The 25,820-nt window shown below is 59.3% G+C and carries 18 protein-coding genes; 7 read left to right on the top strand and 11 right to left on the bottom strand.

The window, feature by feature from the left end:
* The 7 genes from AC3ITA_RS18135 to AC3ITA_RS18105 form a co-directional block, all read right to left on the bottom strand.
* Nucleotides 1-378, bottom strand: coding sequence for a hypothetical protein (locus AC3ITA_RS18135; RefSeq protein WP_489278135.1), 378 nt, complete (start codon nucleotides 376-378; stop codon nucleotides 1-3).
* A 64-nt stretch (nucleotides 379-442) separates the two neighbouring features.
* The gene (locus AC3ITA_RS18130; RefSeq protein ID WP_489278134.1) at nucleotides 443-1,237 is read right to left on the bottom strand and encodes an SDR family NAD(P)-dependent oxidoreductase; all 795 of its coding nucleotides are present in this window, start codon (nucleotides 1,235-1,237) and stop codon (nucleotides 443-445) included.
* Between the two features lie 58 nt (nucleotides 1,238-1,295).
* The gene (locus AC3ITA_RS18125; protein ID WP_489278133.1) at nucleotides 1,296-2,534 is read right to left on the bottom strand and encodes a thiolase family protein; all 1,239 of its coding nucleotides are present in this window, start codon (nucleotides 2,532-2,534) and stop codon (nucleotides 1,296-1,298) included.
* A 55-nt stretch (nucleotides 2,535-2,589) separates the two neighbouring features.
* A complete protein-coding gene (locus tag AC3ITA_RS18120) occupies nucleotides 2,590-4,146 on the bottom strand; it encodes a class I adenylate-forming enzyme family protein (RefSeq protein WP_489278132.1) in 1,557 nt (518 codons plus the stop codon).
* Between the two features lie 21 nt (nucleotides 4,147-4,167).
* Nucleotides 4,168-5,298 (bottom strand): saccharopine dehydrogenase family protein, encoded by a 1,131-nt coding sequence (locus tag AC3ITA_RS18115; protein ID WP_489278131.1) that lies wholly within the window; start codon nucleotides 5,296-5,298, stop codon nucleotides 4,168-4,170.
* Between the two features lie 40 nt (nucleotides 5,299-5,338).
* Nucleotides 5,339-6,622: an acyl-CoA dehydrogenase family protein gene (locus AC3ITA_RS18110; RefSeq protein ID WP_095946005.1), complete on the bottom strand. Its 1,284-nt coding sequence runs from the start codon at nucleotides 6,620-6,622 to the stop codon at nucleotides 5,339-5,341.
* 58 nt (nucleotides 6,623-6,680) lie between these two features.
* Complete coding sequence (locus AC3ITA_RS18105) at nucleotides 6,681-7,655, bottom strand: NmrA family NAD(P)-binding protein (RefSeq protein ID WP_489278130.1); 975 nt, start codon at nucleotides 7,653-7,655, stop codon at nucleotides 6,681-6,683.
* Nucleotides 7,656-7,816: 161 nt separating this feature from the next.
* Here AC3ITA_RS18105 and AC3ITA_RS18100 point away from each other — a divergent pair, with 161 nt between their 5' ends.
* From AC3ITA_RS18100 to AC3ITA_RS18070, 7 genes are all read left to right on the top strand, one after another.
* Nucleotides 7,817-8,671, top strand: coding sequence for a helix-turn-helix domain-containing protein (locus AC3ITA_RS18100; protein ID WP_095946003.1), 855 nt, complete (start codon nucleotides 7,817-7,819; stop codon nucleotides 8,669-8,671).
* A 248-nt stretch (nucleotides 8,672-8,919) separates the two neighbouring features.
* Nucleotides 8,920-11,520: a winged helix-turn-helix domain-containing protein gene (locus AC3ITA_RS18095; protein WP_489278129.1), complete on the top strand. Its 2,601-nt coding sequence runs from the start codon at nucleotides 8,920-8,922 to the stop codon at nucleotides 11,518-11,520.
* 162 nt (nucleotides 11,521-11,682) lie between these two features.
* Nucleotides 11,683-12,846: a thiolase C-terminal domain-containing protein gene (locus AC3ITA_RS18090; RefSeq protein ID WP_095946001.1), complete on the top strand. Its 1,164-nt coding sequence runs from the start codon at nucleotides 11,683-11,685 to the stop codon at nucleotides 12,844-12,846.
* 68 nt (nucleotides 12,847-12,914) lie between these two features.
* Nucleotides 12,915-14,744 (top strand): DUF1302 domain-containing protein, encoded by a 1,830-nt coding sequence (locus tag AC3ITA_RS18085; RefSeq protein WP_489278128.1) that lies wholly within the window; start codon nucleotides 12,915-12,917, stop codon nucleotides 14,742-14,744.
* Nucleotides 14,745-14,777: 33 nt separating this feature from the next.
* Entirely contained in the window at nucleotides 14,778-16,139 is a 1,362-nt protein-coding gene (locus AC3ITA_RS18080; protein WP_489278127.1) for a DUF1329 domain-containing protein, read from the top strand.
* A 76-nt stretch (nucleotides 16,140-16,215) separates the two neighbouring features.
* Entirely contained in the window at nucleotides 16,216-17,280 is a 1,065-nt protein-coding gene (locus AC3ITA_RS18075) for a WD40/YVTN/BNR-like repeat-containing protein (protein WP_489280807.1), read from the top strand.
* Between the two features lie 36 nt (nucleotides 17,281-17,316).
* On the top strand, nucleotides 17,317-19,752 hold the full coding sequence (locus AC3ITA_RS18070; RefSeq protein ID WP_489278126.1) for an efflux RND transporter permease subunit: 2,436 nt from the start codon (nucleotides 17,317-17,319) through the stop codon (nucleotides 19,750-19,752).
* A gap of 14 nt (nucleotides 19,753-19,766) precedes the next feature.
* Here AC3ITA_RS18070 and AC3ITA_RS18065 read toward each other — a convergent pair whose 3' ends face one another.
* The 4 genes from AC3ITA_RS18065 to AC3ITA_RS18050 all read right to left on the bottom strand — a co-directional run bounded on the left by AC3ITA_RS18065 (nucleotide 19,767) and on the right by AC3ITA_RS18050 (nucleotide 25,667).
* A complete protein-coding gene (locus AC3ITA_RS18065; protein ID WP_095945996.1) occupies nucleotides 19,767-21,035 on the bottom strand; it encodes an anaerobic sulfatase maturase in 1,269 nt (422 codons plus the stop codon).
* A 58-nt stretch (nucleotides 21,036-21,093) separates the two neighbouring features.
* Entirely contained in the window at nucleotides 21,094-23,457 is a 2,364-nt protein-coding gene (locus tag AC3ITA_RS18060; protein WP_489278125.1) for an arylsulfatase, read from the bottom strand.
* 79 nt (nucleotides 23,458-23,536) lie between these two features.
* A complete protein-coding gene (locus AC3ITA_RS18055; RefSeq protein WP_095945994.1) occupies nucleotides 23,537-24,013 on the bottom strand; it encodes a 2,4'-dihydroxyacetophenone dioxygenase family protein in 477 nt (158 codons plus the stop codon).
* Nucleotides 24,014-24,278: 265 nt separating this feature from the next.
* Nucleotides 24,279-25,667 (bottom strand): DUF1254 domain-containing protein, encoded by a 1,389-nt coding sequence (locus tag AC3ITA_RS18050; protein ID WP_489280805.1) that lies wholly within the window; start codon nucleotides 25,665-25,667, stop codon nucleotides 24,279-24,281.
* Nucleotides 25,668-25,820: the final 153 nt, after the last annotated feature.

Genomic DNA, 25,820 nt, shown 5'->3' with positions numbered 1-25,820 from the left:
TCAACGCTCAGCACGCTGGAAATAACGCCAGAACAGTAATGCATAGACGATGTCTCCCGATGCCGCTACTGGTAATGGCCAGGGGATGCTGCCCGCCAGCCAGTGACCATAAACCACCACAACGAACAGTACTTTCAGGATTACCCCGAGCAGGATATAGGGACGATAGTGCAGCGGATCGCGAGCGATCATCCAATAGGCCCAGCCGAATACGATAACCAGGCACGTGGTGAGTTGAATGAAGAGGGTTGAGGTGGGGGTAATTTGCAGCCCCAACAGTGCAGCTACGGGGCGCAGAGCTACAAGTAATGGAAGACCCGCGAGTACGTTGAAACAAGCGGCAGAAATAAAAAGCTTGCGGGTATAACTGTCGATCATGGGGTTGTTCCTGATAGGTGGTGACGCCTCGCACCATGCAGAGACATCTTGTAACTTCTGGGGCTCAGCCAAGCAGCTTGAGTAGTGCCGGATAGCTATTGGGGAACAGCCTGCTTATCCAGAACAAGGTGCTCGATTTGTTCCCTGTGATAATGCGTTTGGTTCCTTTGCGCAGCCCCTTGATGATGTCGCCGGCACAATCCGCCGCTGGCGTCAGCAGCATCTTGTCTGCCAGTGCCGTGAACCTTTCTTCTGTGTTACCGGCGGCTTTGCAACGTCGTCCGGACTTCTCGATATTGGTTCGGATTCCGCCAGGGTGCACACACACGGCGCGTACACCGCTACCTTCGAGTTCCGACCATAAGGCTTCGGTCAGACCACGTACGGCGAACTTCGACATGTTGTAAGCGCTTTGCATCGGGAAGCCCACCAGGCCAAATACGCTGGAAATATTGACGATGCAGCCTTCCCGCTGGGCCTGCATCATCGGCAGGAACGCTTTGGTACCGTACAACACGCCCCACAGGTTGATACCCAGTTGCCACTCGTACTCATCGATGGAGGTATTGGCAACTGTCCCGATGACGGCGGCGCCCGCGTTATTGATGACGAAGTGCGCCGTGCCAAAATCGCGCTTCACTTCGTCGGCATGAGCCTGGAAGGCGTCCCAGGACGATACGTCCAGGAGGTAACTTTTCGCTTTGCTGGCGTCAGGCAACAGCTTCATGGTTTTGTCGAGACCCACCTGGTTGATGTCCGACAGGGCGACATGTGCGCCAGCTTCCACCATCTGGATAGCCAACTCCCGACCGATGCCTGATCCTGCGCCAGTGATGACGACCACTTTGTTTCGGAACATGTTTTTATCCTTCTTGTTTTGATTGGTTTCGCCACTACAATTTTTTTGCTGACAAGCACTATTTGCTGAGAATGTGGATCGCGACCGCTGCCTCCTCAATACCCTGCAAGCCGCCGCCGTTCTCCTGGATTGCATGGCGTGCGCCATGAACCTGGCGTGCGCCAGCCTCTCCGCGCAGTTGCGTCACCAGTTCGTAGAGCTGGCCAATCCCGGTAGCACCGAGCGGATGACCTTTCGATTCCAGGCCACCCGAGGTATTGACCGGGATGCGTCCGCCCAGGGTGAATTCGCCACGTTCAGCCGCGGGTCCGCCTTGACCGAACGGGACCAGGCCCAGGTTTTCGACCTGAATGATTTCGCCCATCGCCGAGGCGTCATGGACTTCGGCGACATGCATGTCTTGTGGCCCCAGACCCGCCAGGTCATAGGCCAGGTTAGCTGCCAGGTGACCGACGTTCAGTTCCGGCTGATCGAGCCGGCGATGGCTGAAGCTGCGGATGACACTGGCCGCTACCTTGATGCAGCGGCTCTTGTCGGCACCGATGCGTGTGAGTCCTTCCTCGGTGCACAGGATGGCGGCGGCTGCACCGTCCGACAGCGGCGCGCACATTGGCAGGGTGAGCGGGTAGGTGATCGGAGGGGCGGCAAGGATTTCGTCGATACTGAAGGCTTTGCGAAATTGCGAGTAAGGGTTATGGACCGAGTGAGTGTGGTTTTTTGCCGACACCGCTGCGATCTGCCGCTGTGTGGTGCCGTAGGTTTTCATATGCTGGCGGCACAATGCGGCATAGATGGCCATGAACTTACTGTAAGGCTTGTCCGATTCCGACCCGGCGGGCGGCACCACGCCTTCGCCCATTTTCACCAGCGTCTGATAATTCTCTTCGGCGCAAGATACGTCCCAACCAGCCTCGAACAGCGAGAGGGCTTTGAGTTTATCCGGGATGTTCATCTTTTCCGCGCCCAACGCCAGCGCGATACTGGCTGTACCGGCCTTGAGGCTTTGCACGGCCAGATTGAAGGCTGAGCTACCCGAGGCGCAGGCATTCTCGACGTTATAGATAGGAATGCCTTGAATACCGATCTTGCTGAACACGACTTGACCGGGGATCGAGAGCTGGCCTTGCAACGGGCCATTGGTCATGCCGGCATAAAATGCGATATCGAGATCGGCGGCACTGCAGTGGGCGTCCTTCAATGCGCCCTGAAAAGCCTCGCGTGCCAAGTCGTCGAGGCTGCGTTCGATGTGGCGACCGAAAACGGTCATGGCGATGCCGGCGATATAGATATTGCTCATTGAAAATTCCTTATATTCAGTTGGTTGGTGTCCAGTTCGCATCCCTCCGGTTGTGTCAGATCTTGCGAGCCGAGTTTTCCCAATACGGCTGACGCAGTTCTTTTTTCAGCACCTTGCCCACCGGGCTGCGTGGCAGGCTGGTAGTGAAGTCGACCGACTTCGGTGCCATCACGCTGCCCAGCCTGGCTTTGCACAGCTCGATAAGCTCTTGCTCGGTGGTTTCCTGGCCTGGGTTGAGCTCGACCACGGCCTTGACGGCCTCGCCCCATTTTTCATCGGGCACGCCAATCACGGCGCAGTCCTGAACGGCCGGATGTCCCCACAGCACTTGCTCGACCTGGCTGGGATAAACGTTGAAACCGCCGGAAATGATCATGTCCTTTTTGCGATCGGTGAGGTGCAGATAGCCTTCGGCATCGATATGGCCGATGTCGCCGGTATGCAGCCAACCGTCGATGATGGTCTCGGCGGTCTTCTCCGGCTGCTTGTAGTAACCCTTCATGATCAGGTCGCCGCGCACGCATATTTCACCGGTTTCACCGCGCGGCAGGATCTGGTTGGTGTCGCTCATCACTTCGACGCGGACCAGCGGGTTGGGGCGGCCGACCGAGGACAGGCGTTCGTCGTCGGCGAATTGGCCGTCCACCAGATGCTCGTCGGGACGAAAGTTGGCGATACTGGCCGGTGCTTCGGTCTGACCATAGCCGCCGGTCATGACCGGGCCGAAAACCCCGATAGCTTTCTTCAGCTTGTCTACCGACATAGGAGCCGCGCCGTACATCAGGTACTTCACCGAAGAGAAGTCCAGCTTCTCGATACCGGGAATTTCCAACAGCCTGTAGATCACCGTTGGCGGCAGAAAGAGCTCGCTGACCTTGTGTTGCGCAATGGCGTTCAACATCAATGCCGGATCGGGTTTGGTAATGACCACGACAGTGCCACCTTGCGCCGTGCAGGGTACGGCCAACAGGCCGGCAGTGTGGGTCATCGGTGCGGCGGCCATATTCACCGGCTTTTCACCATTGCGATAAGCACAGGTCAGCATGAAGTGGGCGATGAACGTCTGCAGGCTGCGGTGGGTGTTCATCACTCCCTTTGGCGTGCCTGTAGTGCCGCCAGTGGGTGAGACCGCCACTACGTCGTCCATGTCATAGGTGACTTCGGGACGGCTCGATGCCTGGCCGGCACTCCATAGTTCCAACGAGGGTGCATCGACAGCTTCGGAATCAATACAGATCCAGTGCCTGATCTTCGGCAGCCTGGGCCGTAGCTCGGCAATGATTGGCGCGAAATCGTTTTGGTAGAACATCACCTCGCAATCGAATGCGTCGAGGATGTAGTGATTTTCTTCGCTCGAGTTGCGCGCGTTGACGGGAATCCAGGTCATGTTGGCGCGCCATAGACCCAGCGTGCAGGCCCAGGCGGTGACGTCGTTACCTGACCAGACGGCACCCTTGGTTTCCTTCGGCAAGCCCAGTGCGAGCAGCTTGTTGGCGATGCGACACGAGAGTTCGCCGATTTCGTCGAAGGTGTAAGAGCGCTCGCCCTGGATGTAGGCGACCCCGCCAGGGTTGATGCCCCAGCCGCGATCGTAAAAGTCGATGATGGCCATAAGTGGTTCCTGTGCCGGTAATCAGAGTTTGGTAACGGTGGCACGGGCCAGGCCGCGCTCTTCCAGGAAACCGAGCAGATAGCGATGTCCAAAAGCCTTGGAGCCGGAAGCGAAGCCGACCTTGTTGGTGTCGTCGTCGAGCAGCCTGATCGCCGCCGCGGCCTGTAGGGCACCGGTGGAAATATAGGGGGTGACGCCATGCACGGTAGCGCGCACAGCGGCCAGGTGACCGCGGCCGATAGCGATGTCGACGCTGCGTTGCAAGGTGGTGCGTTCGCGGGGCGGCATGCTCGGCGTGGTGGCCTCTACCAGGCTCCTCACCACCGCGTCCTGCTGCTCCTTGGACAGGTGCTTGTATTCCGCTTCCCACTTCTGGCTTAGACCATGCACCATCGGCATCACATTGTTGTCGTAGAAACCGACCGCGGAGGTGCAGGCGCGCACGCGCGGATCATGCTCGAAGTAAATCGGCAGCGAGGTGCCCCCCCAAGGCAGGCAGAAAACCGGCTGCATGAAGTTGGGGTCGACAATGTTGAACGAAGCGGTGGCCGGGTGCTGCACCAGCTTGTTTTCCCACAGGTAGAACTGCTCCCTGTGGAACAATTCGAAAATCGACGCCGCCGAGCCCAGGCTGACCCCTGCGACATCACGCGGGCCGCGGCACAGGGCGGCGGTTTCCAACACATCGATACCGGGGGTTTCCAGCGCCAGTTCGGCGGCGATCTCGGAGAAGCTGAACATGTAGGACAGCGAGGGTGAAACCAGTAAGCCAGCCTGACGATAGAGTTCGCCAAATTGCTCGCGAACCTGGCGGACATAGCTTTGCTCGCCAGTGGTATCTATGTGGTGGCAGCCGGCCTTGAGCGCGGCCTCAACGGTGGTCAGACCGAAGTTGACGAAGGGCCCAACGGTGTTGCAGACGACCTTGGCTCCCTTGAAGGCGGCGCTCAGCGACTCGACGTTGTGCTCGGCCTCGATGATTTCATAGGTCGCGGACTCCAGGCGTACCACACGTTGCGCCATCATTTCCTGCGCGCGCCTGGCATCGCGCGCCACAGCGGTGAAGGGGATGTTCTGGTCGATCAGCCAGTCCATGGTCAGCATGCCGGTGTAGCCACTGGCGCCATAGACAACTACGGGATACTTAGCCATTTCTATTGTCTCCAACGTTTATTGTCAGTCGGGTTTGGGATCAGTACTGGGGCCAGCCGTCTTCGTAGAGCTCCTGGACAAGGAACCCAAGGCGGGTGGTGAGCATCATGTTCTCGCCATCCTCGATCAGCGCGGCGCGGGCATCGCGGAACAACTTCTCCATGGGGTACTCGCGGGTCAGGCCGTTGCCGCCGAACAGCTGCATGGCATCGCTGACCACGCGCATGGCCTCTTCGGTCACGGTGACCTTGCCGGAAGCCGTGGCACAGGGGTGCCCCTGCGGGGACAGGCGCGCATAGGCCAGGGTGCGCCGGGCGACAGCCCGGCAAAGCTCGACACGACGCATCATGTCGCCGATGCGGTAGCGGGTAAGCTGGTGGTTGATCAGCAGTTGGCCACCCTGCTTGCGCTCATGACAGTAGGCCAGGGCCAGTTCGAAGGCGGAACGTGCCACGCCAGTGAACCATTGCGCCATGTGGGTGCCAGCGAACGACCAGGTCGACACGACGTTGCCGTAGTACTCGTCCTGCAGGGCCACGGCGAAGCGCTTGGGAATCCGCACGTTGTCGAAATACACCTCGCCCTGGGGCAGGGCGCGCTGACCGATCTTCTCCAGGGGCTTGCCCCTGCTGACACCGGGCAAGTCCAGGGGCACGATGACGGAGATGCCATAGGGCAAGCCATTGGCATCGTAGAAGCCGTTGCCATAGTCGGCGGTCATGTAGGCCAGAGCCACTTGGGCCACCGCACCGTTGGACACCCAGGCCGAGCACTGGCCGTTAATGACGATCTCGTGCTCGCCGACCTTGGCGAAGAGATTGCCCTTGTTGCCCAACTGCCCTGGCACCCAGTCGCGCTGCAAGTCGAAGGCGCTGACATCAGTGCCCTTGTCCGGATGGGTAATCATCCAGCAGCCGATTTTCCCGGCACTCAGATCGATCAGCTCCTGGTTCCCTACGGCTTTGGCCATCTCGTTCGGGAAGGTGCTGACGCCCAGGGAAACCGCCAGACCGGCATCGCCCCAGCCCATTTCCTCGCCGATCATAGACTCGACGCGTACAGCCGTTTCCGGCGGCAGTTCGGCCAGCAGATCGGAACTCAGGCCCAACTTGGCGGCTTCGCTGAACAGGCTGTAGTACGGCGAGCCGGGGGCAACCACCTGCTCTGCGGTCATCTTGTCGAGTTCCTGACCAAGGGGCCTCATGAAGTCCTTGGCAAAGCGATGCACGCTGTCCTGGATGCCGCGCTCGACCTCGTTCAGGGGCGTTTCAAAGCCGGTCATTGAAATGTCAGGCAGGTTGATCCGGTTACTCAGTTTCATCATGGGCCTCGTCATATCGCTCGGTTTTTCTTATGGCCTGCACGCCAGGCATCGAGACGCGTCAGGCGTCGGTCGGCAGTTCGCCGGCGGCGATCAGCGCGGCACGCGTGGCCTCGACGAAAGGCTCTACGGTGTCGACGAACAGCTCTTGCAGCGGTGTCCCCTTGAATTCGGGGAGGAAGGTCTTGTTCCAGTGGCCGCACAGCGACATGCCTGCTGGGGTATCGACCATGGCGACGCCGATCGCCAGCAGGGTCTGGATGGCGCCGGGATGGGAAGCCGCGTAGGCTGCGCGCCACTGCTCGGGCGTCAACTCGTTACGCTCGATCGGGCGACCCGCGGCCTGTTCGCGCGCGGCCAGCAGCTCGTTCCACGAACACCAGGCCGTGGCCGCGACTGGGCAGATCGCATTGCGCGAGGCCGGGTGGGCCAGCACATGTGGAATGATGCGGCCGACATCCGCGCCGGTCGACCAGGCCAGCCTGGCGTCGGGATCACCCATCACCATCACCGGCTCGAGCATGTAGTACTCGATCCAGGCACCGGCCGGAATGATGGTGTAGTCCATGCCGGCCAGTTCGATCATGCGTCGGATGAACGCCTTCTGCCGGGCCATCAAGCGGTGCGTGGTGTCGGTCTGCCAGAACTGCTCGAACTCGTAGATCGCGCCGTATTCGGATGGCACGAAGCGTTCGACCCCGGCTTCCTTGGCCGCAAAGATCAGCGGCATCTGCGATTCGGTGGCGTAGAGCGGCACGCAGGACACCAGGTAGTCGGTGCCACGCAGCGCCGGGACCAGCGCTTGGGCAATGGTGACGTCGACCTCCTTGATGGTCACGCCCTGACGCGCCCATTCGGCGTACTGCAGCTGTTTTTGCGCCTCGCTCTTGCTGATGCCCGACGATGAGTGTTCCACCTGGCCGGAGCGGCGCGCCAGCACATTGATATTGACCAGGCCCTGGCGAATGAACTCATTGACGCACGCGACGCCGGCGGTCCCGGTGGCGCCGAATACAGTGACGGTCTTCTTGTTCATGCTGTTCTCCTGGCTGTGATCAGTCATGCGGGCGGGCGGTTGTGCCTGCCTCGCTTTAAGGCGAGTGGCGGAATATTTGGTCGATTATTGTTCTTCCCGGCATCGACAACTCACCGGAAAAGCGGTCATATTTGTCAAAATATGCTCATCCCGAGATGCCCATGAATCCGCAACAACAGGTCCATGAAACACTGGGATTACCCTTGCTGGGTGGCCTGGTGTGCAGTGACATCCCCTTGTATGCGGAGCGCTATTTCCTGCACACGACTGATCTATCCGTCCCGCCCGTTGACTTCATGGCCCTGCTGACCCAGTTCGGTGGCTCGCGGGCGGATGAGGGGGCAGGGGGCGAATTGCGCTCGACATCGATGCCCCGCTTGTCAATGCTGCTGCCTGCCGGTTGTGCCACTCAATGGCACTATTCCGGCAGCATTGATTTCGCGGTTTTTTATCTGCCCGAGCGCACTGATGGCGTGTTTGGGCAATTGCGTGAGCTATGCGCTGGCGCGCAGGCACCATTGCCCGTCAGTGATGGTTTGGTGAGCGCAGCGGCCCGGCAATTGATGGATGAGCTAAGTCTTGGGAAAGGGGCTGATCAGGGGTTCATGGCAAGACTGGCCATGGTCATGCTTGAGCAGGTGTATCGTGCGCTGCGAGTTGACGCGAGCAGAGGTATTTATCCGCCGCATATTCATCTGGCGCGCCTGCATACAGTGCTGGTCTTCATTCGCGAGAATCTTGGGCAGGAACTCTCGATCAGCACGCTGGCTGACCAGACGGGTGTCAGCCCGGCTCATTTCCGACGGCTGTTCCAGCGCGCCATGGGTATGCCGCCCCATCGCTATGTGATGAATCTACGACTGGAACATGCACGTGATCTGCTCATGCAGACCGATCTACCTATTTTGCATGTGGCACTGGAGTGTGGTTTCAGCTCGCAGAGCCACCTGACTGCTGCGTTCAAGGTTGCGCACGCCAGTACGCCGGCCGAATACAGAGCCCTGGCTGGAAGGTAGCGGATGCTTTGGCGTGGCGAGCAGGTCACTGCACCGAAAGTACGCAAGCGGCTTGTGTTGGATTGCACCGGGGTTCAAGCCCTCGGACTATTCCATGGTAGTGTTCGACCGTTTGGAACTGTATCCAGGGACCTTCAGACGCTCCTTGGGTAAGCGTCTCTCAACCACTCAGGTCTGAAACAATGGACTGCATAGAGCCCCAACTGATCCTCAAAACGACACCGCCGCGCAGTCAGAAATCAGCACGGATGCGAAACCGCCTGGGTATCCATACCCAGGAGCTGACAGACAAAGTGGTGATCGCCGTTCAAGCGCCGGGAGGTTTCGGCAAAACCTTTCTGCTGACCCAATGGCGCCGTGAATGTCTGTCTCACGGCGCCGTGGTGGCCTGGATGACGCTGGATGCACAGGATGATGGTGCGCGTTTTGTCCAGGGGCTGGGAGCAGCCATGGCCATTGGCAGCGGTCGGCCGTCGTTTGCCCGCGTATTCGAGCCTATTGCAGGACCGGGGCGTGACGAACAGGAGAGGCTGACGCAGTGGTTGGTGGAAGTGGCTGACCTGGGTAGCGAAACCGTATTGATTCTGGATGAAGTGGATACCTTGCCCGAGCTGACGATCCGGCACTCCCTGACGTACCTGCTGCACAACGCACCGGCCAATTTGCGCATCGTCATGGCCTCTCGCGCACGGTTGAATCTGCACGTGACGGACCTCGCGGCAAGGGGGCTTTTCACGACGATCATGACAGCGGCCTTACGACTGAATGTGGAAGAGGCGCTCGCCATCCTCAATGACCGTTTCGGCGCAAGGGTTGATGCCGACCTCTGCGTGCGGCTGCACGAGATAACCGAGGGCTGGCCGCTTGGCCTGCAATTGGCGATTTCGGCGTTGGAGAAGAGCCCGAACCGGAGTGCGGCAGTCGAAGGGTTGTCGACTTGTCTGGGGGATATCCAGCGTTATTTCGTCGACAGTCTGCTCGCACATCTTCGGGAGGAGCAGGTTCGTTTTCTGACCGGCATTGCATTGCTGGAAATGGTCCAGCCCTTGTTATGCGAGGCGCTGACGGGCAACGCGCGCTCGGGCGAATTGCTGAAGGAATTGTGTGCCTCGACACCGATCTTTGTTGAAAGTATCGACAGTGACTGGGTGCGCATCCATCCATTGGCGCGGGAATTTCTGCTCGGCCGTTTTGCCGACTTGCCGTTGGAGGAGCGTCAGGGTTATCACCGGCGAGGCGCTGTGTGGCTGGAACAACACGGTTTCCTGGAGCAGGCCGCCCGGCAATATCTGTTGGCCGGCATGCCCCAGCCGGCCTATACGTTGATCGGCAACTGCCTGTACGAAGTCGCGTTGCAAGGGCAGTTCAGCCGGGTGCTGGAGTGGGTCGAGGAGCTTGGCCCCGCTGACGTGTTGGCGCATCCGCGCATCTGCCTGGCGGCGGCCTGGACGTTAGCGATGGGAGCGCGTCAGGCAGAAGCGGCGCAATTGATTGCGGCTATTGAACAGCATCCGTCCGCCGACGAGGCGACACGTTGTGAAGCGGCCACCATCGCCGCCGCAGCCGCCTTCTTTGCGGACCATCCGGATCAATCCCATGAGCTCATCATGCCTTGGGTCGATCGATTGCCTTCATTCTCAACCACGGTGCAAGCCTTGGTCGCGAACCTGATCGCCCGGCTGACGCTGTTGCAGGGGCAGCCGGAGAAAGCCCGACGAATTCTTCAGCGAGCACCGCTTTACGCCGGTAGACCTGGCCTTGATGCCATACGCGGGTATGGCGAGTGGGTGGTCGGTCTTGCTTATTTATACGAGGGCCGAATGGTGTCGGCGCGCACCGCGTTGCACGACAGCCTGTTGCTTGCCGAACGGGACATCGGTCGGCGCAGTCCGGTGGCGGTCATTCTGGCGAGCGCTCTGGCGACGGTGTTGCTGGAGCAGGGGGACATTCAGGCGTCCGCTACGGTGCTGGCGAACAGGCTGGATATCGTTGAACGATTGGCGTCCCCCGATGCCATTGTGCAGGGTTTTCTCGCCGCCGCTCGACTGGCTTCAATCCAGGGGCAGGGGCATCGAGGGCAGGATCTGCTCGAGGCGTTATTCGCCCTTGGAGAAGAGCGAAATATTCCACGATTCTGCATTGCCTCCCTGGGAGAGCAAATACGCCTGCATGCCTTGCTGGGACGCAGCGATACCTGTCAGGCATTATGGCGACGGCTGGACAGTTTCACGCCGGTTATTGCCCGTGAGCGAGCCGGGTTGCTGGGGCCGGAGCTGGACTTGCTGGCCGGGGTAGCCAACGCTTACGCGTTACTGGCCCAACGTGATTGGGAGGCTATGCTGGCGGTGCTGGACAAGGTTGGCGAAACGGCCGAATACCTGCGTCGTGGACGAGACATCGTACAGATCAAGTTGCTCAGGGCACTGGCACTTCGGGCAACCGGACAGGGCGGCACCGACTATTTGCTGGAGGCTGTCAGCCTCGCGCAAGAAAACGGTATGTTGCGCGTGGTGCAGGACACCCATCCGGACCTGATCAAATGGGAGCAGACGCTCCAGCGTGATACCGTCAATTTGCTCGCGGCGACCTCTACGCCCGCACCTGTTCCGCGACCGGAATCCACCCCATTGACCGTGTCCCCAAGTCGTCTATTGACGCCCAAGGAACGCGAGGTGTTGCAGCTGTTGGCTCGCAACCTGTCCAACAAGCAAATCGCCCTGGCGCTGAATGTCGGCGAGGAAACCGTGAAGTGGCACCTGAAAAACCTGTTTGGAAAATTCCAGGCCGGCACAAGACAGCATGTAGTCGCGCGTGCCTACATGCTGGGAATTCTCGAGACAGCGGGCTGATGCGAACTCACCACCCGAGATGATCCGTTCGGATCATCCTTCAATCGCCCCCCACATCCGATGTCCAATCGCCCCCCCAGTCAATGGGGGGGTGCGCTTTTCGACTTCGCAATAGTCTGACCCCACAAAAGCGCCAACGTATCGGTGAGTGGGAGCAGGTTTATGTCTGAAAGAGTGCTGATCGCCGGTGCAGCAATGGTGCCGTTTCTACCGCTGGGTGGCTCTGACAGCCATGCGACGTTGGCGGGGCAAGCCATTCGTGCGGCGCTGGCCGATGCGCGGATCGACTATGACCTGGTCGACCAGGTGTTTACTTCCTGCGTACACGCACAAGCCGGTATCGCCGAGCAAATGTTGTCGCAGATTGGTTACTCGGGCGTGCCGATTTTCAGCCTCGGCGATGGCTGTGCGTCGGCCAGCAGTGCTTTCCAGCTGGCCCGCAATAGCCTGCTGTGCGGCCAGGCTGAATGTGTCCTGTTGGTGGGTGTCGAGTGCATGCCGGCAGGTATTTCCCATCGTGAGTTTTTCGGTTTGAAAGATCTCGCTCGCGATGAGTCGGCAAAGGTCAGGCAAGGTGAGAACCCCATCGGCTTTATCGAGCGTCGACAACAACCGGCGCTGTTGTTCGCTGCCCAAACCAGCTGGTTATTGACACGTATGGGCATTGCTCAAAGCAGCTTCGATCAAGTGCTTGAACGGGCACGGGTCCAGGCCGGTCGCAATCCCTACGCCGTGTTGAACCGCCTGCCGGATCGCGACGGCTGGCTCGCGCCTTATCTGTGCCCGCCCGCTTGCGGTGCGGCGGCCATCCTGCTCTGTACCCCGACCTTCGCCCTGCGCTTCGGCGCTCGGACGGACGTCACCGTGCTGGCCAGTGTCAGGGGCAGTGACAGCGCTTCAGAGCAGGAATCGGGTTGCGTGCTGGATGTGCTCGGACAGGCGACCACCCGGCGAGTCGCACAGTTGGCCTATCAGCAGGCGGGCCTCGGGGCGGAAGACATCGACGTGGTTGAACTGCACGACCAAAGCGTCGGCGACTTCATGATCAATAGCGCCGCGCTGGGCTTTTGCCGGGAGGACGAGATCGATCGATTCGTGCAGCAAGGACACTGCCTGAAAGGACAGATGAATGCGGTGTGCCCATCGGGTGGCTTGCTGGGACGTGGTCACGCCCCGGGTGCCACCGGGTTGGCGCAACTGGTCGAGTTGGTCTGGCAACTGCGCGGCATGGCCGACGGCAGGCAAATTGCTGATGCCCGCACGGCTTTACAACATAGCACCGCCCTGGGCCGGGCAGTGTCGGTCACCCTTTTGCAGCGCACCTGAGAGGAGGCTCACTACGCCGTGATTCAACCCATGACTTTTCGTAAACCATAGAGCAGGTGGCAAGCTAGATGAACAAAAATAATAAGATCTGCCATGCAAACCTTCGCAAAGGGTTGTTGGCCTCCGCCATTCTCACCGGCCTGGGCATCGCGCCCGTAGGGGCTGTGGAGATCAACACGGGGAATGAAGACTTTGCGGTTCGCTTCGACAACACCCTGAAGTTCAACTACGCCCAGCGCGTGGAAGCCCCCAACAGCAAGTTGGCCAATTCGTGGAACAACAATGACGGAGATCGCAATTTCTCCTCCGGCAGTCCCGTTTCTCAACGACTGGATGTGCTGACCGAACTGGACGTGGTTTACAAAGAAAAAGTCGGTTTCCGTGTCAGCGCCAACACCTGGTACGACCACGCCTACGACGATATTGGCAGCGATAACGCCTCGACCAATCAGCTCAACGACGGTAAGCCGGACTCTCGTCATCAAAGCGGTTACGCCGATCGGTATTACAACGGTCCTTCTTCGGAAATCCTTGATGCCTTCGTGTTTGGCAGCACGGAAGTCGGCGATGAGTCACTGCTCAGCGGCAAGCTCGGCAAGCACACCGTTTACTGGGGCGAAAGCATCCTCGCCTTTGCCCATGGCAACAGTTATGGCCAGTCCGGTCTGGATATTTCCAAGTCGCTGGCGGTCCCGGGAACAGAAGCCAAAGAACTGTTCATTCCGCGTAATCAGTTGTCCACCAGCCTCACGGTCAATCCGGAACTGACCCTCGTCGCGCAATACTTCCTGGACTGGGACGCCGCGCGGTTGCCGGAGTCGGGCACTTATCTGGGGTTCAACGACGGCATTCAAAATGGCGGGCACAACCTGTCGTTGATCGGCGGCCGAAACCCGCTGTTCGGCACACCTGGCCCACTGGGTGCCAACCAGTTTTTACGGCTGTCCAACGGGCATACGTTTACCCCGGACAACCAGGGTGACTTTGGCCTGATGGCCAAGTGGAGCCCGGAATGGCTGCAGGGTACGCTGGGTTTCTACTACCGCAAAACCTCCGACATTCTGCCCAACCTGGTGTTGCAGCCAACGGCGGTCGGCCCTGCGCAACTGATCTCCGGCAATGCCGGCAGCTACAACCAGTTCTATGTCGACGACATCGATATCTACGGCATCAGCCTGTCGAAAAGCATCGAAGGTGTCAGCGTCGGTCTCGACCTGAACTATCGCCACAACATGCCGCTGGCCAGCGTGCCGGCAACGGTCAGTCCGGCAGCCGGTGCTGCCGGTTTGCCTGGCTTCATCAGCAGTTTTGATGGTGACAACGGCGTGGCCCGAGGCAACACCGTGCACGCGGTGCTCAACGGCTTGACCACTTTCGGTGCGACACCGGTCTGGGACAGTTCGACCTTGCTGGTTGAACTCGCCTACAGCCGCTGGCTGGACGTCACCGAGAACAAGCAGCTGTTCAAAGGCGAAGACTGGTATCGCGGTGTCGACAAGGTCACCAAGGACAACTACGTCCTGGGCGTCAACTTCAACCCGACCTGGTATCAGGTGTTCCCCGGCATCGATATGTACCTGCCGGCCAACTACAGCGTCGGCCTTGCGGGCAACTCGTCGGTTCAGCTCGGGGGTAACAAGGACTCCGGCAGCTACTCGGTGGGCGTTGGCATGGACGTGCACAACCAGTACCGGTTCGACCTGAAGTACGTGGACAACTTTGGTCCGTTCGACACCTGCGGCTCAGCCGGTGGTGCAGGTGCACAGGGCGAGGGTGCCGCACCAGGGGCCAACGGCCAATACAACTGCGTACCGGGGCAGACCACTGCTTTCGGCGGTACTCAGCCTCAGCTCAAGGATCGGGGCATGGTCACTTTTACCTTCAAAACGACCATTTGATCGAAGTATTCGCTTGATAGCAGGAGTCACTCCATGAAATTCGTCAACACACTTTTGTTCACTGCATTGACCGTTGCCATCGCGGGTTCGGCACACGCGGCCGTGTCCTCCGATGAAGCGGCCAGACTCGGCAACAGCCTGACAGGCGTCGGCGCTGAAAAGGCCGGCAATGCCGACAACACCATTCCGTCCTACACCGGTGGTCTCACCACGGCGCCGGCGAGTTTTCAACCGGGCAGTTCGTTCCGTCCGGACCCTTACGAGGCCGATAAACCACGCGTGGTCGTCGATGGCAAAAATGTCAGTCAATACACCGACAAACTGACTGCGACCACGCAAGAACTGCTCAAGCGTTACCCGACGTTCCGGGTCGATGTGTTTCCCACCCATCGCAGCGTTGCTCTGCCGCAACGGTTGCTGGATAACACCGCAAAAAATGCCGTCGGCACCAAAACACTCGACGGCGGGGTAGCACTGGAAAACGCGTTGCCGGGCGTTCCGTTCCCGATCCCGAAAGATGGCTACGAGGCCATGTGGAACCACCTGCTGCGTTATCAGGGGTACGCCACCAATATCAAGTATGACTCCTGGAACGTCGACAGTTCCGGCCGGGCTATTCTGGCCACGACCGGTAATGGCTATCTGGAGTACCCGCTGTACGATCCGAAGCGTACGGAACCGGCGAAAGAGACGGATCTGTTCTTCAAGACCAAACTCTATTACCAGGCCCCGGCCCGTCGCGCAGGCGAAGCCATCCTGGTGCAGGATGCCGTCAACCCTCTGAAAATGGAGCGTCGTGGCTGGCAATACCTGCCAGGTCAGCGCCGCGTGAAACTCGCCCCGGATATCGCCTACGACACGCCAAACCCTGGCTCGGCCGGTGCTTCGACCTATGACGATGCCTGGGTATTCAACGGTGCACTTGACCGTTACGACTTCAAGCTCGTCGGCAAGAAGGAAATGATCGTTCCTTACAACACCTACAAGCTGAACTATCACAAGATCGCTGCGGATATCACCACGCCGCATCACGTCAATCCGGACCTGATGCGCTGGGAGTTGCACCGCGTGTGGGTGGTCGAAGCCACGCTGAAACCGGGCAAACGCCACATCTACAGCAAGCGCACCTTCTACCTCGACGAAGACAGCTGGATCGCACTGGCTTCGGATGAATATGACGCCAGCGGCAAGCTGTACCGCGGATCCTTTGCCCACTTGGCATACAGCTATGACGTGCAGGCGCCGAACTCCGATAACCACATGATTTATGACCTGGTCTCTGGCAGCTACAACATCACCGGCGTCTACGGGCCGTACGGCGGCGTCAAGTACATCGACCCGCTTTCGAAAGCGCAATGGGCGCCTGAGTCATTGGCCGGCACGGGTATTCGCTGAGCCATAACGCAGGTGTTTTTTGTCGCCGACAGTGTGTGCCGCACTGTTTGGCGGCTTTTTTTGCCGAGTAGATCTCATGAATACATTTAGATGGATTGCGCTCACTGCGCTAATTGTGGCGTTGGCTGCCCCATTCACCAGAGCCGTCGTCGCCGCCGATTTTGTCGACGTGCTGTCGAGCCCCGCGATTCAGAGTGACAAGGCGATTAGCGGGATGTTCACCGGATTGACCCGTGCAGGTCAGCGTCTGGTCGCCGTGGGCCAACGCGGTCATATTTTTTATTCCGATGATAACGGCGGCCGCTGGCACCAGGCAGAAGTGCCGGTGAGTTCCGATCTGGTGGCCGTGCAGTTTCCGAGCCCGACGCAGGGGTGGGCGGTCGGGCATGACGGCATTGTGTTGCACAGCGACAACAGGGGTGAAACCTGGAAGCGTCAGCTCGATGGCCGTCAGGTGGGGCAGATTATGCTCGAACATTTTCAGAGGCAGGAAGGGCAACAGCCCAATGATGCGTTGTTGGCTGAGGCTCAACGAATGGTCGATGAAGGGGCCGACAAACCTTTTCTGGACGTTTGGTTCGCCAATGATAAAACCGGCTATATCGTCGGCGCGTTCAATCTGATTTTCCGCACCGAAGACGGCGGCCGCAGCTGGGTTCCATTGATGGATCGCACCGACAATCCGGGGGCGCTGAATTTCTACGGGATGCGTGCCATCGGCGATGACCTGTTCATTGTCGGCGAGCAAGGTCTGGTATTGAAACTGGACCCGGCAACGCAACGCTTCATCAACATCCCGACACCCTACAGCGGCAGCTATTTCGGCATCACCGGCAAGCCGGGCTCGGTGCTCGTTTATGGCCTGCGTGGCAATGTTTATCGCAGCGTCGATCACGGCGTGAACTGGGAAAAGGTTGAGCTGGGTCTGTCCTCAAGCATCACCGCGAGTACGGTCACGGCAGACGGCCGAATCATTCTGGTCAGCCAAGCCGGTCACGTGCTGGTGAGCGCCGACGACGGTGCTAGCTTCACGCAAAAGCCACAACAACGCCTAGGGCCAGCCGCTGCTGCGCAAGCCGTCGGGTCAAGTTCCGTCGTGCTCGCGGGCGCACAGGGCTTGCGTCAATTGCCCTTTGAATAAGCCCACTTCACACAATAAAAAGAGACGAGCCACGTCATGGGTAACTACAACCTCGATACGATGCCGGTGATCCGAGAGCTCAAGGGCTTCGATGCACGCTCCGGCAACTTCCTTGAACGCTTGATTTTCAATAACCGCCTGTTGGTGGTGCTGACTTGCCTTATCGTGACGGTGCTGCTGAGCTACTTCGCGGCCACTCGGCTGACGCTCAATGCCAGCTTCGAAAAAATGATTCCGCAGAGTCAGCCGTACATCAAAAACTACCTTGAGAATCGCCAGTCGTTACGCGGGCTGGGCAATACGGTTCGAGTGGTGGTGGAAAACACCGACGGCGACATCTACGACCCGAAATACCTGGAGGTGCTCAAGCAGGTCAATGACACCTTGTTCCTGACCCCGGGCGTGGACCGGGCCTGGATAAAGTCATTGTGGACGCCTGCCGTGCGCTGGACCGAGGTCACGGAGGAGGGCTTCCGTGGTGGCCCGGTCATGCCGGACTCCTACGACGGGTCAGCCAGTGGGGTCGAGCAACTGCGCTTGAACATTGCCCGCTCCGGCATCATTGGCAGCCTGGTCGGCAACAACTTCAAATCGAGCATGATTGTGGTGCCGCTGCTGGAGAAGGATCCGGTCACGGGCGCCGCCATCGACTATCACCGCTTTTCGCGCACGCTCGAAGAACAACTGCGTGACAAGTTCGAGTTTGCCGACAGCAGCGCGGAACACAAGGCGGGCGAAGAGGGCAAGGGCCCGATCAAAATCCGCGTCATCGGTTTCGCCAAACTGGTGGGCGACCTGATCGATGGCTTGATGCTGATCATGATGTACTTCGGTGCCGCGGCGCTGATCGCCACCGCGATCATCTTTGGCTTTACCCGTTGCGTGCGCAGCACCGCGCTGGTGATTCTATGCTCGGTGGTTGCGGTGGTCTGGCAACTGGGCCTGATCACCTTGCTCGGTTATGCACTCGACCCGTTTTCGATTCTGGTGCCGTTTCTGGTGTTCGCCATCGGCGTGTCCCACGGTGCGCAGAAAATGAACGGGATCATGCAGGACGTCGGACGCGGCACCCACCAGTTGGTCGCCGCGCGTTATACCTTCCGCCGCCTGTTCCTGGCCGGACTGACCGCATTGCTGGCCGATGCCGTGGGTTTTGCGGTACTGATGCTGATCGACATTCCGGTGATCCAGGACCTGGCCGTCACCGCGAGCATTGGTGTGGCGGTCTTGATCTTTACCAACCTGGTGTTGCTGCCAGTGCTGCTGTCTTATTGGGGTGTCAGTCCCAAGGCGGCGGCGCGCAGCTTGCGTCAGGAAAGTCAGGAACTGAAAGGCAAAGGGCTGGGCAATGTGTGGAGCCTGCTTGATCGCTTTACCGAGCGTCGCTGGGCGACGGTGGCGGTGGTGGTGGCCGGGTTGCTGGCGGTAGGTGGCTTCATGGTCAGCACCCAATTGAAGATTGGTGATCTCGATCCGGGCGCACCCGAACTGCGCGCCGACTCACGTTACAACCGTGACAACGCCTACATCACGGCCAACTATTCGCTGTCCAGCGACCAGTTTGCGGTCATGGTCAAAACCGCCAGCGAAGGTTGCCTGAAGTACGAAACCCTGGTGGAAGCCGATCGTCTCGGCTGGCTGCTGCAACAGCAACCGGGCGTGCAGACGACCGTGTCGCTGGTCAACGCGGTGCGCCAGATCACGGCGGGTTCCTATGAAGGCAACCCGAAAATGCTGACCGTCGCGCGCAACCAGAACGTGCTGAACTACGGCGCGCAACAGGCCTCGGTGAACAACCCGGAACTGTTCGACAGTGACTGTTCGATGATGCCGGTGATCGCCTATCTCTCCGACCACAAGGCTGAAACCCTCGATCACGTGGTGAAAGTGGCCGATCAATTCGCCCGTGAACACAGCAACGACGATCGCCAGTTCATGCTCGCCGCCGGTAGTGCCGGGATCGAAGCGGCGACCAATATCGTCGTGCGCGAGGCCAATCGCACCATGTTGTTCTACGTGTATGGCGCGGTGATCGTGCTGTGCTTCATCACCTTCCGCAGCTGGCGGGCGGTGGTGGTGGCGGTCGTGCCGTTGATGCTGACGTCGATTCTCTGCGAGGCGTTGATGGTCTGGCTGGGCATGGGCGTGAAGGTCGCGACCTTGCCGGTGATTGCCTTGGGTGTCGGCATCGGTGTCGATTACGCGCTGTACCTGCTCAGCGTTCAGTTGGCTCAGCAGCGTGCCGGCCTGTCGTTGACCGAAGCCTACAAAAACTCCGTGGCCTTCACCGGCAAAGTGGTGGCGCTGGTCGGCATCACCCTGGCGGCGGGCGTGATCACCTGGGCGTGGTCGCCGATCAAGTTCCAGGCCGACATGGGCATCCTGCTGACCTTCATGTTCATCTGGAACATGGTCGGCGCCTTGGTGCTGATCCCGGCGCTGTCGCATTTCCTGCTCCGTCGTGCTCCTTGATCAACCCTGAAAGGTTATTTATCCAGGGGCACGATCAGCGGGCCGGCGAAGGCCTGCATGATCAACGCCACGGGTTGCCGGTGGCTGACCAGTTGGGCCATGGCGTTCATGTAGGGCGTCAGGTGACGGAAGTATTTCTTGTAGCTCGGGCACAGGTAGTTCAGGCCCGGCTCGCCGTCGGGCGCATTCATGAAGCGGTTTTTCGGACATTCGCCATGGCAGGCGAAGCGGTAATCGCACTGCTGGCAATACGTCGGCAGTGTCTCTTCCTTGGCGGCGCCAAAGGCTTGTTGCGCAGCAGAGGCGAGTAGTTCGGCAGGGTCATCGGTCTTCAGGTTGCCCAGCAAATACTCGGGATACATGTAGTGATCGCAGGAGTACACGTTGCCGTCGTGCTCCACGATTGCCGCTTTGCCGCAGCGCGGGCTGAACAGGCACACCGAGGCCGGCAGCTGACACCATGAGGCCAGTGCCCATTCGAAGTTCATGACATGAACCTCCCCGACATCCTGGCGTACCCACTCGTCAAAAATCGTGATGAGAAAATCGCCATAGGCCTGGGGGGCAACCGTTTGCTCCGTCACCATCGCCGGCTCCGGTACCACGTGCAAGCGCAACTCCGGCGGGATAGCGAAATGCAGACCCTGACTGACCTGTGAGGCGCTGGGCTCGCGTTCTACCACGGGGTTGAACTGAATATGACGAACGCCTTCAGACTTGAGGAATCGATAGATTTCCAAGGGATATCTGGCGACATCACGCGCCACGGTCACCAACACATTGAAGTCGACGCCATGCTGCTTGAGCAGTTCCAGGCCGTGCATCACGTCATCGAAACTGGAGTGCCCGCGCTTGTCGGGGCGATAGAGGTCGTGGACGAATCGAGGGCCGTCGAGGCTGATCCCCACCATGAAGCGTTCACGGGCGAGGAATGCGCACCAGTCGTCACTGAGTAACGTGCCATTGGTCTGCAACGTGTTGCGAATGACTTTGTTGCCCGCGAACTGGCGTTGATACAGGACCGCGCGCTGGAAAAAATCCAACCCCAGCAACGTCGGTTCGCCGCCTTGCCAGGTAAATTCGACTTCAGGCGTGGGCTGGGCCTCGATGTAGCGCTGCACATACAGACGCAGCACCTCGTCGGTCATGCTGAAGCGTTCCCTGGGCGGGTAAAGCTGTTCTTTTTCGAGGTAGAAACAATAACTGCAATCGAGGTTGCAGATCGGCCCGACGGGTTTGGCCATGAGATGCAAGCCCTGGGGCGGGGTTTCGTGGGTAGGCATGGGGGCAGGGTCCGGGAGTCATCAATCTGCCGCCCGGTTATCCGGGCGGCATTGAGGGTCAAGGCAAATACGTCACGTGTACATCCTTGACCTTGCCATTGAATGCGAAGGGCGCACGCTCGAAATAGTCCAGGGTGACGGGGGAACCGAGGTCTTGAGCGACGTCGAAGGTTTCGCTGGCGGTGAACGTCAGTGCCGGAGTAAACGGCGTCACCCCTTTGGCGGCTTCCTGCCCGTCAAGTCGCAAGCTCAGATTGGCCGGCGCTCCGGGCTTGGCTGACGACAGGGTCGTCAGCACTTCGATACTGACTTTGCCGGCGGGTACTCGTTCGGCCGAACGCAGTTTGACGCGAGAGATAGCCAGCGCGTTGTACTCGTAGATCAGGAAACCGTCATCCATGTACAGGCTGACCCCGCCGCCGATACCGCCCAAAGCATACAACACACCGGTGGCGTTAGCCGGAACGTCGGCGTCGACGACGACTTTGCTGTTCTGATTGCGCAGGTTGGGGGCCGCAAACTCCGGAAAGCGCTGGACGCGATCACTGAAGTGCCATTCGCGTTGGCTGCTGGAGATTCGTGCAGTCGGATCGAGGAAGGGGTAGAGACCGGCACCGATCGGATAGACATGGTTCGCCTTGGCCTGCACGTCAAACTCTGCCTTGAGCTCTGCAAGCTTTTGCGGATTGCTCGCGGCTACATCGTTGGCCTGGGAGTAGTCGTCTTGCAGGTTGTAGAGCGCCCATCGATCATTCGCCGGATTCCAGCCCATGAACTGCGCAAAGCCTTGCACCCAGGGTTTGCGCGGGCCAAAAACCGAGGCCATCCAGCCATCCTTGTAAATGCCACGACTGCCCAGGACTTCGAAGTATTGCGCCGGCTTTTTCGACCTCACCTGAGCGTCGTTGAAGGTGTAGCGCAGACTGATGCCATCCATTGGGTCCTGAGCGATACCGTTGACCTCTTTGGGTGGCGTGATCGACAGTACGTCGTAGACCGTCGGGGCAATGTCGTTGACGTGGTGGAATTGCGCGCGAACCCTGGCGTCGGCCTTGATCTGTTTCGGCCAGGAAACGGCCAGCGGCGTGCGCGTACCGCCGAAGTAGCCGGCGACCAGTTTAGTGCCTGCGAATGGCCCTGAACCTGCCCAGGTCCACGCGGCGTTGTACATGCTTTCAAGTTTAGGACCGCCGAGCGCGGACAAGCCGCCATACATCTCGTCGAGGACTTTCAACTGCTGCTCTTTGGGGACTGGAATCCCGTTCTGGGCCAGCAACTCATTGATCGTCCCCTCCATCCCCTCGGAAGAAGCGCCGTTGTCGCTGAAGACATAAAAGATCAGCGTGTTGTCGCGCTGACCTTCACGCTCCAGTTCGTCGAGGATCTTGCCGGCCTGCGTGTCGGCATGTTCCAGGAAGCCGGCATACACCTCCATCAACCGTGCCTGATACTGTTTCTGTTCGGACGACAAGCTGTCCCAGGCTGGGAGTTCCGCCGGGCGTGGGGTGAGGACGGCGTCCTGCGGGATAAAGCCCAGCGCTTTCTGGCGAGCGAATGTCTGCTCACGATAGGCGTCCCAACCACCGTCGAACTTGCCTTTGTATTTATCGGCCCACTGTGCATTCACCTGGTGCGGGCCATGTACGGCACCCGGTGTCCAATACATGAAAAATGGTTTTTCCGGCGCGTAGGTCTGATGGTCTTGCAGCCAGTTTACGGCCTGATTGGCGAGATCCTCGCTGAGGTGATATTTCGGATCTCGCGCCGGTTCGATTGGCGTTGTGTCGCGGTACAGACGCGGTTCGTACTGAGAGGTTTCGCCGGCCAGGAAACCGTAGAAATGTTCAAAACCGTAGGCCGTCGGCCATGTATCGAAAGGACCGGCCGCTGTGGTGTCCAGGGGGGGCGTGTTATGCCATTTGCCGAACGCGGCGGTGCTGTAGCCATATTGCTTGAGCACCTCGGCCATGGTCGCCGAGCTTTTGGGGATCTTGCCGGTGTAGCCATCCCAGTCAGTGGCCAGCTCTGCGATGACGCCGTTGCCAACTCGGTGATGGTTGCGTCCGGTGAGCAATGCGGCACGCGTTGCGGAGCTGATGGCAGCGGTATGAAAAGCGTTGTAGCGCACACCGCTGTCGGCGACTCGACTCAGGGTCGGCGTATGGACTGCGCCGCCGACGGTGTCGGACTGCGCGAAGCCGGCGTCATCGAGCATGATCACCAGAATATTGGGAGCCTCGGGAGGAAGGCGGGATTGATGCTGACGTTTCTGGTGCTTCGATTCTTGCAGCGTCGGTTTGGCGTCACTGGCCGAAGGCGTCGGCGGGAAGGGCAGTGAGTCTTGTGCGGATGCGACCGAGCTGGCCAACAGTGCGCAGAGTTTCAGGGTGAAACGTCCGGCGGGTTGCAGCTTCTGGGACATGGGTGTCTCCGTTTTTTATTCATGGCAACGGCGCAGCCGCCCGGTCGAAGACCGGACGGCCGAGAGATTGGCGGGCTGGTCAGACCGCAAAGCTGGTGATGTCTTTGGGCTCGATATCATTGGCTTTGCAGAACGCCAGGTAACGATCCACGCTGGATTTCCAGTTCTCGACGGCCACGACGTTGTTGTTATCGTCGTAATACAGCAGATCGCCCTGGGTGATGTTCAAGGTGATCAGTTCATCGCCATATTCAGTCAGCACGATCGGCGTGTGGCTGGAACCTGCGGTTTCGAACACTACGCCGCCCTGTGTCGAGATCCAGTCGTGCTCCAGGTATTTCCAGCCACCCTTGACGGTGTAAACGATGACCGTACCGGAGTGATAGTGCTTGGGCAGAGAAGACCCGGCCGGGGCCTTGAGCAGGGTGATGGTTTCCCCGCGAACCGGGTCGCACTTGATGTATTTGATGAAGATTTCATCGCTGTAAGGTGCGAACGGAACCCACGGCAGGTCCTCGTCGTTGATGGAGGAGGTGTCGATGTTTTCATAAAACATGCTTGTTGTTCTCTATTGGACGGTGGAAGGAACTGCGCGATGCATTAAGAGCATCGTGAACAGACCGTGCTCACACCGCCCCCCTCCTGAGGAGGGGGATCCATCCAATGGCGTTGAATCGCGGCATGCGCAGTGCCGTGCAAATAACGCCCAAACAACAATATCTACGGTTTGCGGCCACCGCAGGCCTTTGGCTAATCACAGCCGACGCCCCGGTCCAGCGGCGGCACGCCCGCGCCGTCCGCTGCAACCGGTCGTCAGGTGCTCAATTGATTTTGACGATCGCGGGCGGACTCCAGGTGCCTTTGCCAGGAGGCAGGATGGAAGGGTTTTCGGTCTTTGGCCAATACAGGCGCATCACCATGTAGATCAGATCATTCGGTGCGGGCAGCCAGTTGTTTTCCTTGTCCGCGCCGGGCGAGTCCTTCTGGATGTAGAGCGTCAGCGAGCCGTCTGCATTTTTCTTCATGTCAGGCAGCATCGGCGAGTTGATGAGGTAGCGATTGACCGGATTCTTGATCAGCAGTTGGCTCTTGCCGTCGTACATCGTCACCGACCAGAAGGCATTGACCGGCGGGAGCTGTCCAGCGGGAAAGGTGAGGGTGTAGTTGTGTTTGCTGCCGTCAAGCGGCGTACCATCGGACAGGATCTTGGCCATCGGATACGTGGCCTCTTCGGCGTCGTTGGCGTAGATGCCCGCTTGTGCGATGGCGGCGCGCTTTAGCCAATCACCGTTGTAGAACGCGGCATCACCGCCGGAACTCACGATGTTCCAGCCATTGACCTGCGTGCCGAGATGATTGACCGCATCCTGGACCTTCGCATGCCCAGCCTGCATGCCCTCGACCACAGCGGCCTTTTGCTCGGCGGAGAGCGCCTGGAAGTTGAAGTCTTTGCCGGCGCCAATGCCCATACGGGCCAGCTTCGCGCGGATCGCCACTTCATCCGGGGTGGCCGGGGCAAACTGCAAGGCAAAGCCCAGGTACTTGAAGAAGTCGGTCTTGGCCAGGGCCTTGTCGAACTTCGGAAAGTCGATCGCCGGCGCGGCAGGCGGCGCGGGCTGCTTGAGATAAGCCGATAACGGCTGGGTCGCATAACCGACCTGGACCTTTTCGACGTTTGGCATGTCTGCCGGATTGAAGAGCTGGGTGCGAAAGATAGCGAAGAGTAGTTGTGTTTGGGAATGAAACACCTTCTTGATGCCTGGCGGGGTCGCGCCCTTCCAGTCTGGGCCGACTACCAGGTAATCGCCGGCTTCGCTGCCGGTGGTACGGCTGCCGATGTAACCGAAGTTGTTGGTGTTGTTATCGATCAACTGCACCGAGTAATACCGCGGTTTCTCCACCGTCGGTACCGAGAGCACGACCGGCTCGCTGCGCAGGTCCATGAACATCAAGGAATACGGCGTGTCGCTGTTCGGCGAGACGATGGCCGTGTCCTTGTAGCTAAAGACTTTGTGCATGTTGTAAATGTGGTTGAACGGCGCCTTGTACTGGCTGGAGCTTTTGTCCACGGCATATTCATACAGGGTCGCGTAGTTCATCACGATGGGCAGACCGTAGATGTAGCCTTCCTCGGCGATGGCTTTCGTCTCGGCGGGAGTGATGTCCGCTGCCTGGGCGTGCGTAAATCCCAAGGACGCGAGCAATACCATCGCACAGCCAAATGTTCTCGGTAGTGTGGTTATCATGAACCTGAAACTCCATTTTTCGTGTTAGATGATTGAGTCGGTCTGCTAGCTGCTAATCAGGCGAGATTCAATGTCGCGTTTGCTCACGACTTGATATCTCATAACGCTCCTTGTCTT

The sequence above is a fragment of the Pseudomonas sp. GL_090 genome (genome assembly GCF_057837765.1).
The sequence above is the reverse complement of the archived record's forward strand: the minus strand, read 5'-3'. Positions and strand labels throughout refer to the sequence as shown.

Excerpts from the sequence above, each read along its gene's own strand:
- AC3ITA_RS18135 (WP_489278135.1), bottom strand. The coding sequence starts at position 378 with ATGATCGACAGTTATACCCGCAAGCTTTTTATTTCTGCCGCTTGTTTC.
- AC3ITA_RS18130 (WP_489278134.1), bottom strand. The coding sequence starts at position 1,237 with ATGTTCCGAAACAAAGTGGTCGTCATCACTGGCGCAGGATCAGGCATC.
- AC3ITA_RS18125 (WP_489278133.1), bottom strand. The coding sequence starts at position 2,534 with ATGAGCAATATCTATATCGCCGGCATCGCCATGACCGTTTTCGGTCGC.
- AC3ITA_RS18120 (WP_489278132.1), bottom strand. The coding sequence starts at position 4,146 with ATGGCCATCATCGACTTTTACGATCGCGGCTGGGGCATCAACCCTGGC.
- AC3ITA_RS18115 (WP_489278131.1), bottom strand. The coding sequence starts at position 5,298 with ATGGCTAAGTATCCCGTAGTTGTCTATGGCGCCAGTGGCTACACCGGC.
- AC3ITA_RS18110 (WP_095946005.1), bottom strand. The coding sequence starts at position 6,622 with ATGATGAAACTGAGTAACCGGATCAACCTGCCTGACATTTCAATGACC.
- AC3ITA_RS18105 (WP_489278130.1), bottom strand. The coding sequence starts at position 7,655 with ATGAACAAGAAGACCGTCACTGTATTCGGCGCCACCGGGACCGCCGGC.
- AC3ITA_RS18100 (WP_095946003.1), top strand. The coding sequence starts at position 7,817 with ATGAATCCGCAACAACAGGTCCATGAAACACTGGGATTACCCTTGCTG.
- AC3ITA_RS18095 (WP_489278129.1), top strand. The coding sequence starts at position 8,920 with ATGCGAAACCGCCTGGGTATCCATACCCAGGAGCTGACAGACAAAGTG.
- AC3ITA_RS18090 (WP_095946001.1), top strand. The coding sequence starts at position 11,683 with ATGTCTGAAAGAGTGCTGATCGCCGGTGCAGCAATGGTGCCGTTTCTA.
- AC3ITA_RS18085 (WP_489278128.1), top strand. The coding sequence starts at position 12,915 with ATGAACAAAAATAATAAGATCTGCCATGCAAACCTTCGCAAAGGGTTG.
- AC3ITA_RS18080 (WP_489278127.1), top strand. The coding sequence starts at position 14,778 with ATGAAATTCGTCAACACACTTTTGTTCACTGCATTGACCGTTGCCATC.
- AC3ITA_RS18075 (WP_489280807.1), top strand. The coding sequence starts at position 16,216 with ATGAATACATTTAGATGGATTGCGCTCACTGCGCTAATTGTGGCGTTG.
- AC3ITA_RS18070 (WP_489278126.1), top strand. The coding sequence starts at position 17,317 with ATGGGTAACTACAACCTCGATACGATGCCGGTGATCCGAGAGCTCAAG.
- AC3ITA_RS18065 (WP_095945996.1), bottom strand. The coding sequence starts at position 21,035 with ATGCCTACCCACGAAACCCCGCCCCAGGGCTTGCATCTCATGGCCAAA.
- AC3ITA_RS18060 (WP_489278125.1), bottom strand. The coding sequence starts at position 23,457 with ATGTCCCAGAAGCTGCAACCCGCCGGACGTTTCACCCTGAAACTCTGC.
- AC3ITA_RS18055 (WP_095945994.1), bottom strand. The coding sequence starts at position 24,013 with ATGTTTTATGAAAACATCGACACCTCCTCCATCAACGACGAGGACCTG.
- AC3ITA_RS18050 (WP_489280805.1), bottom strand. The coding sequence starts at position 25,667 with ATGGTATTGCTCGCGTCCTTGGGATTTACGCACGCCCAGGCAGCGGAC.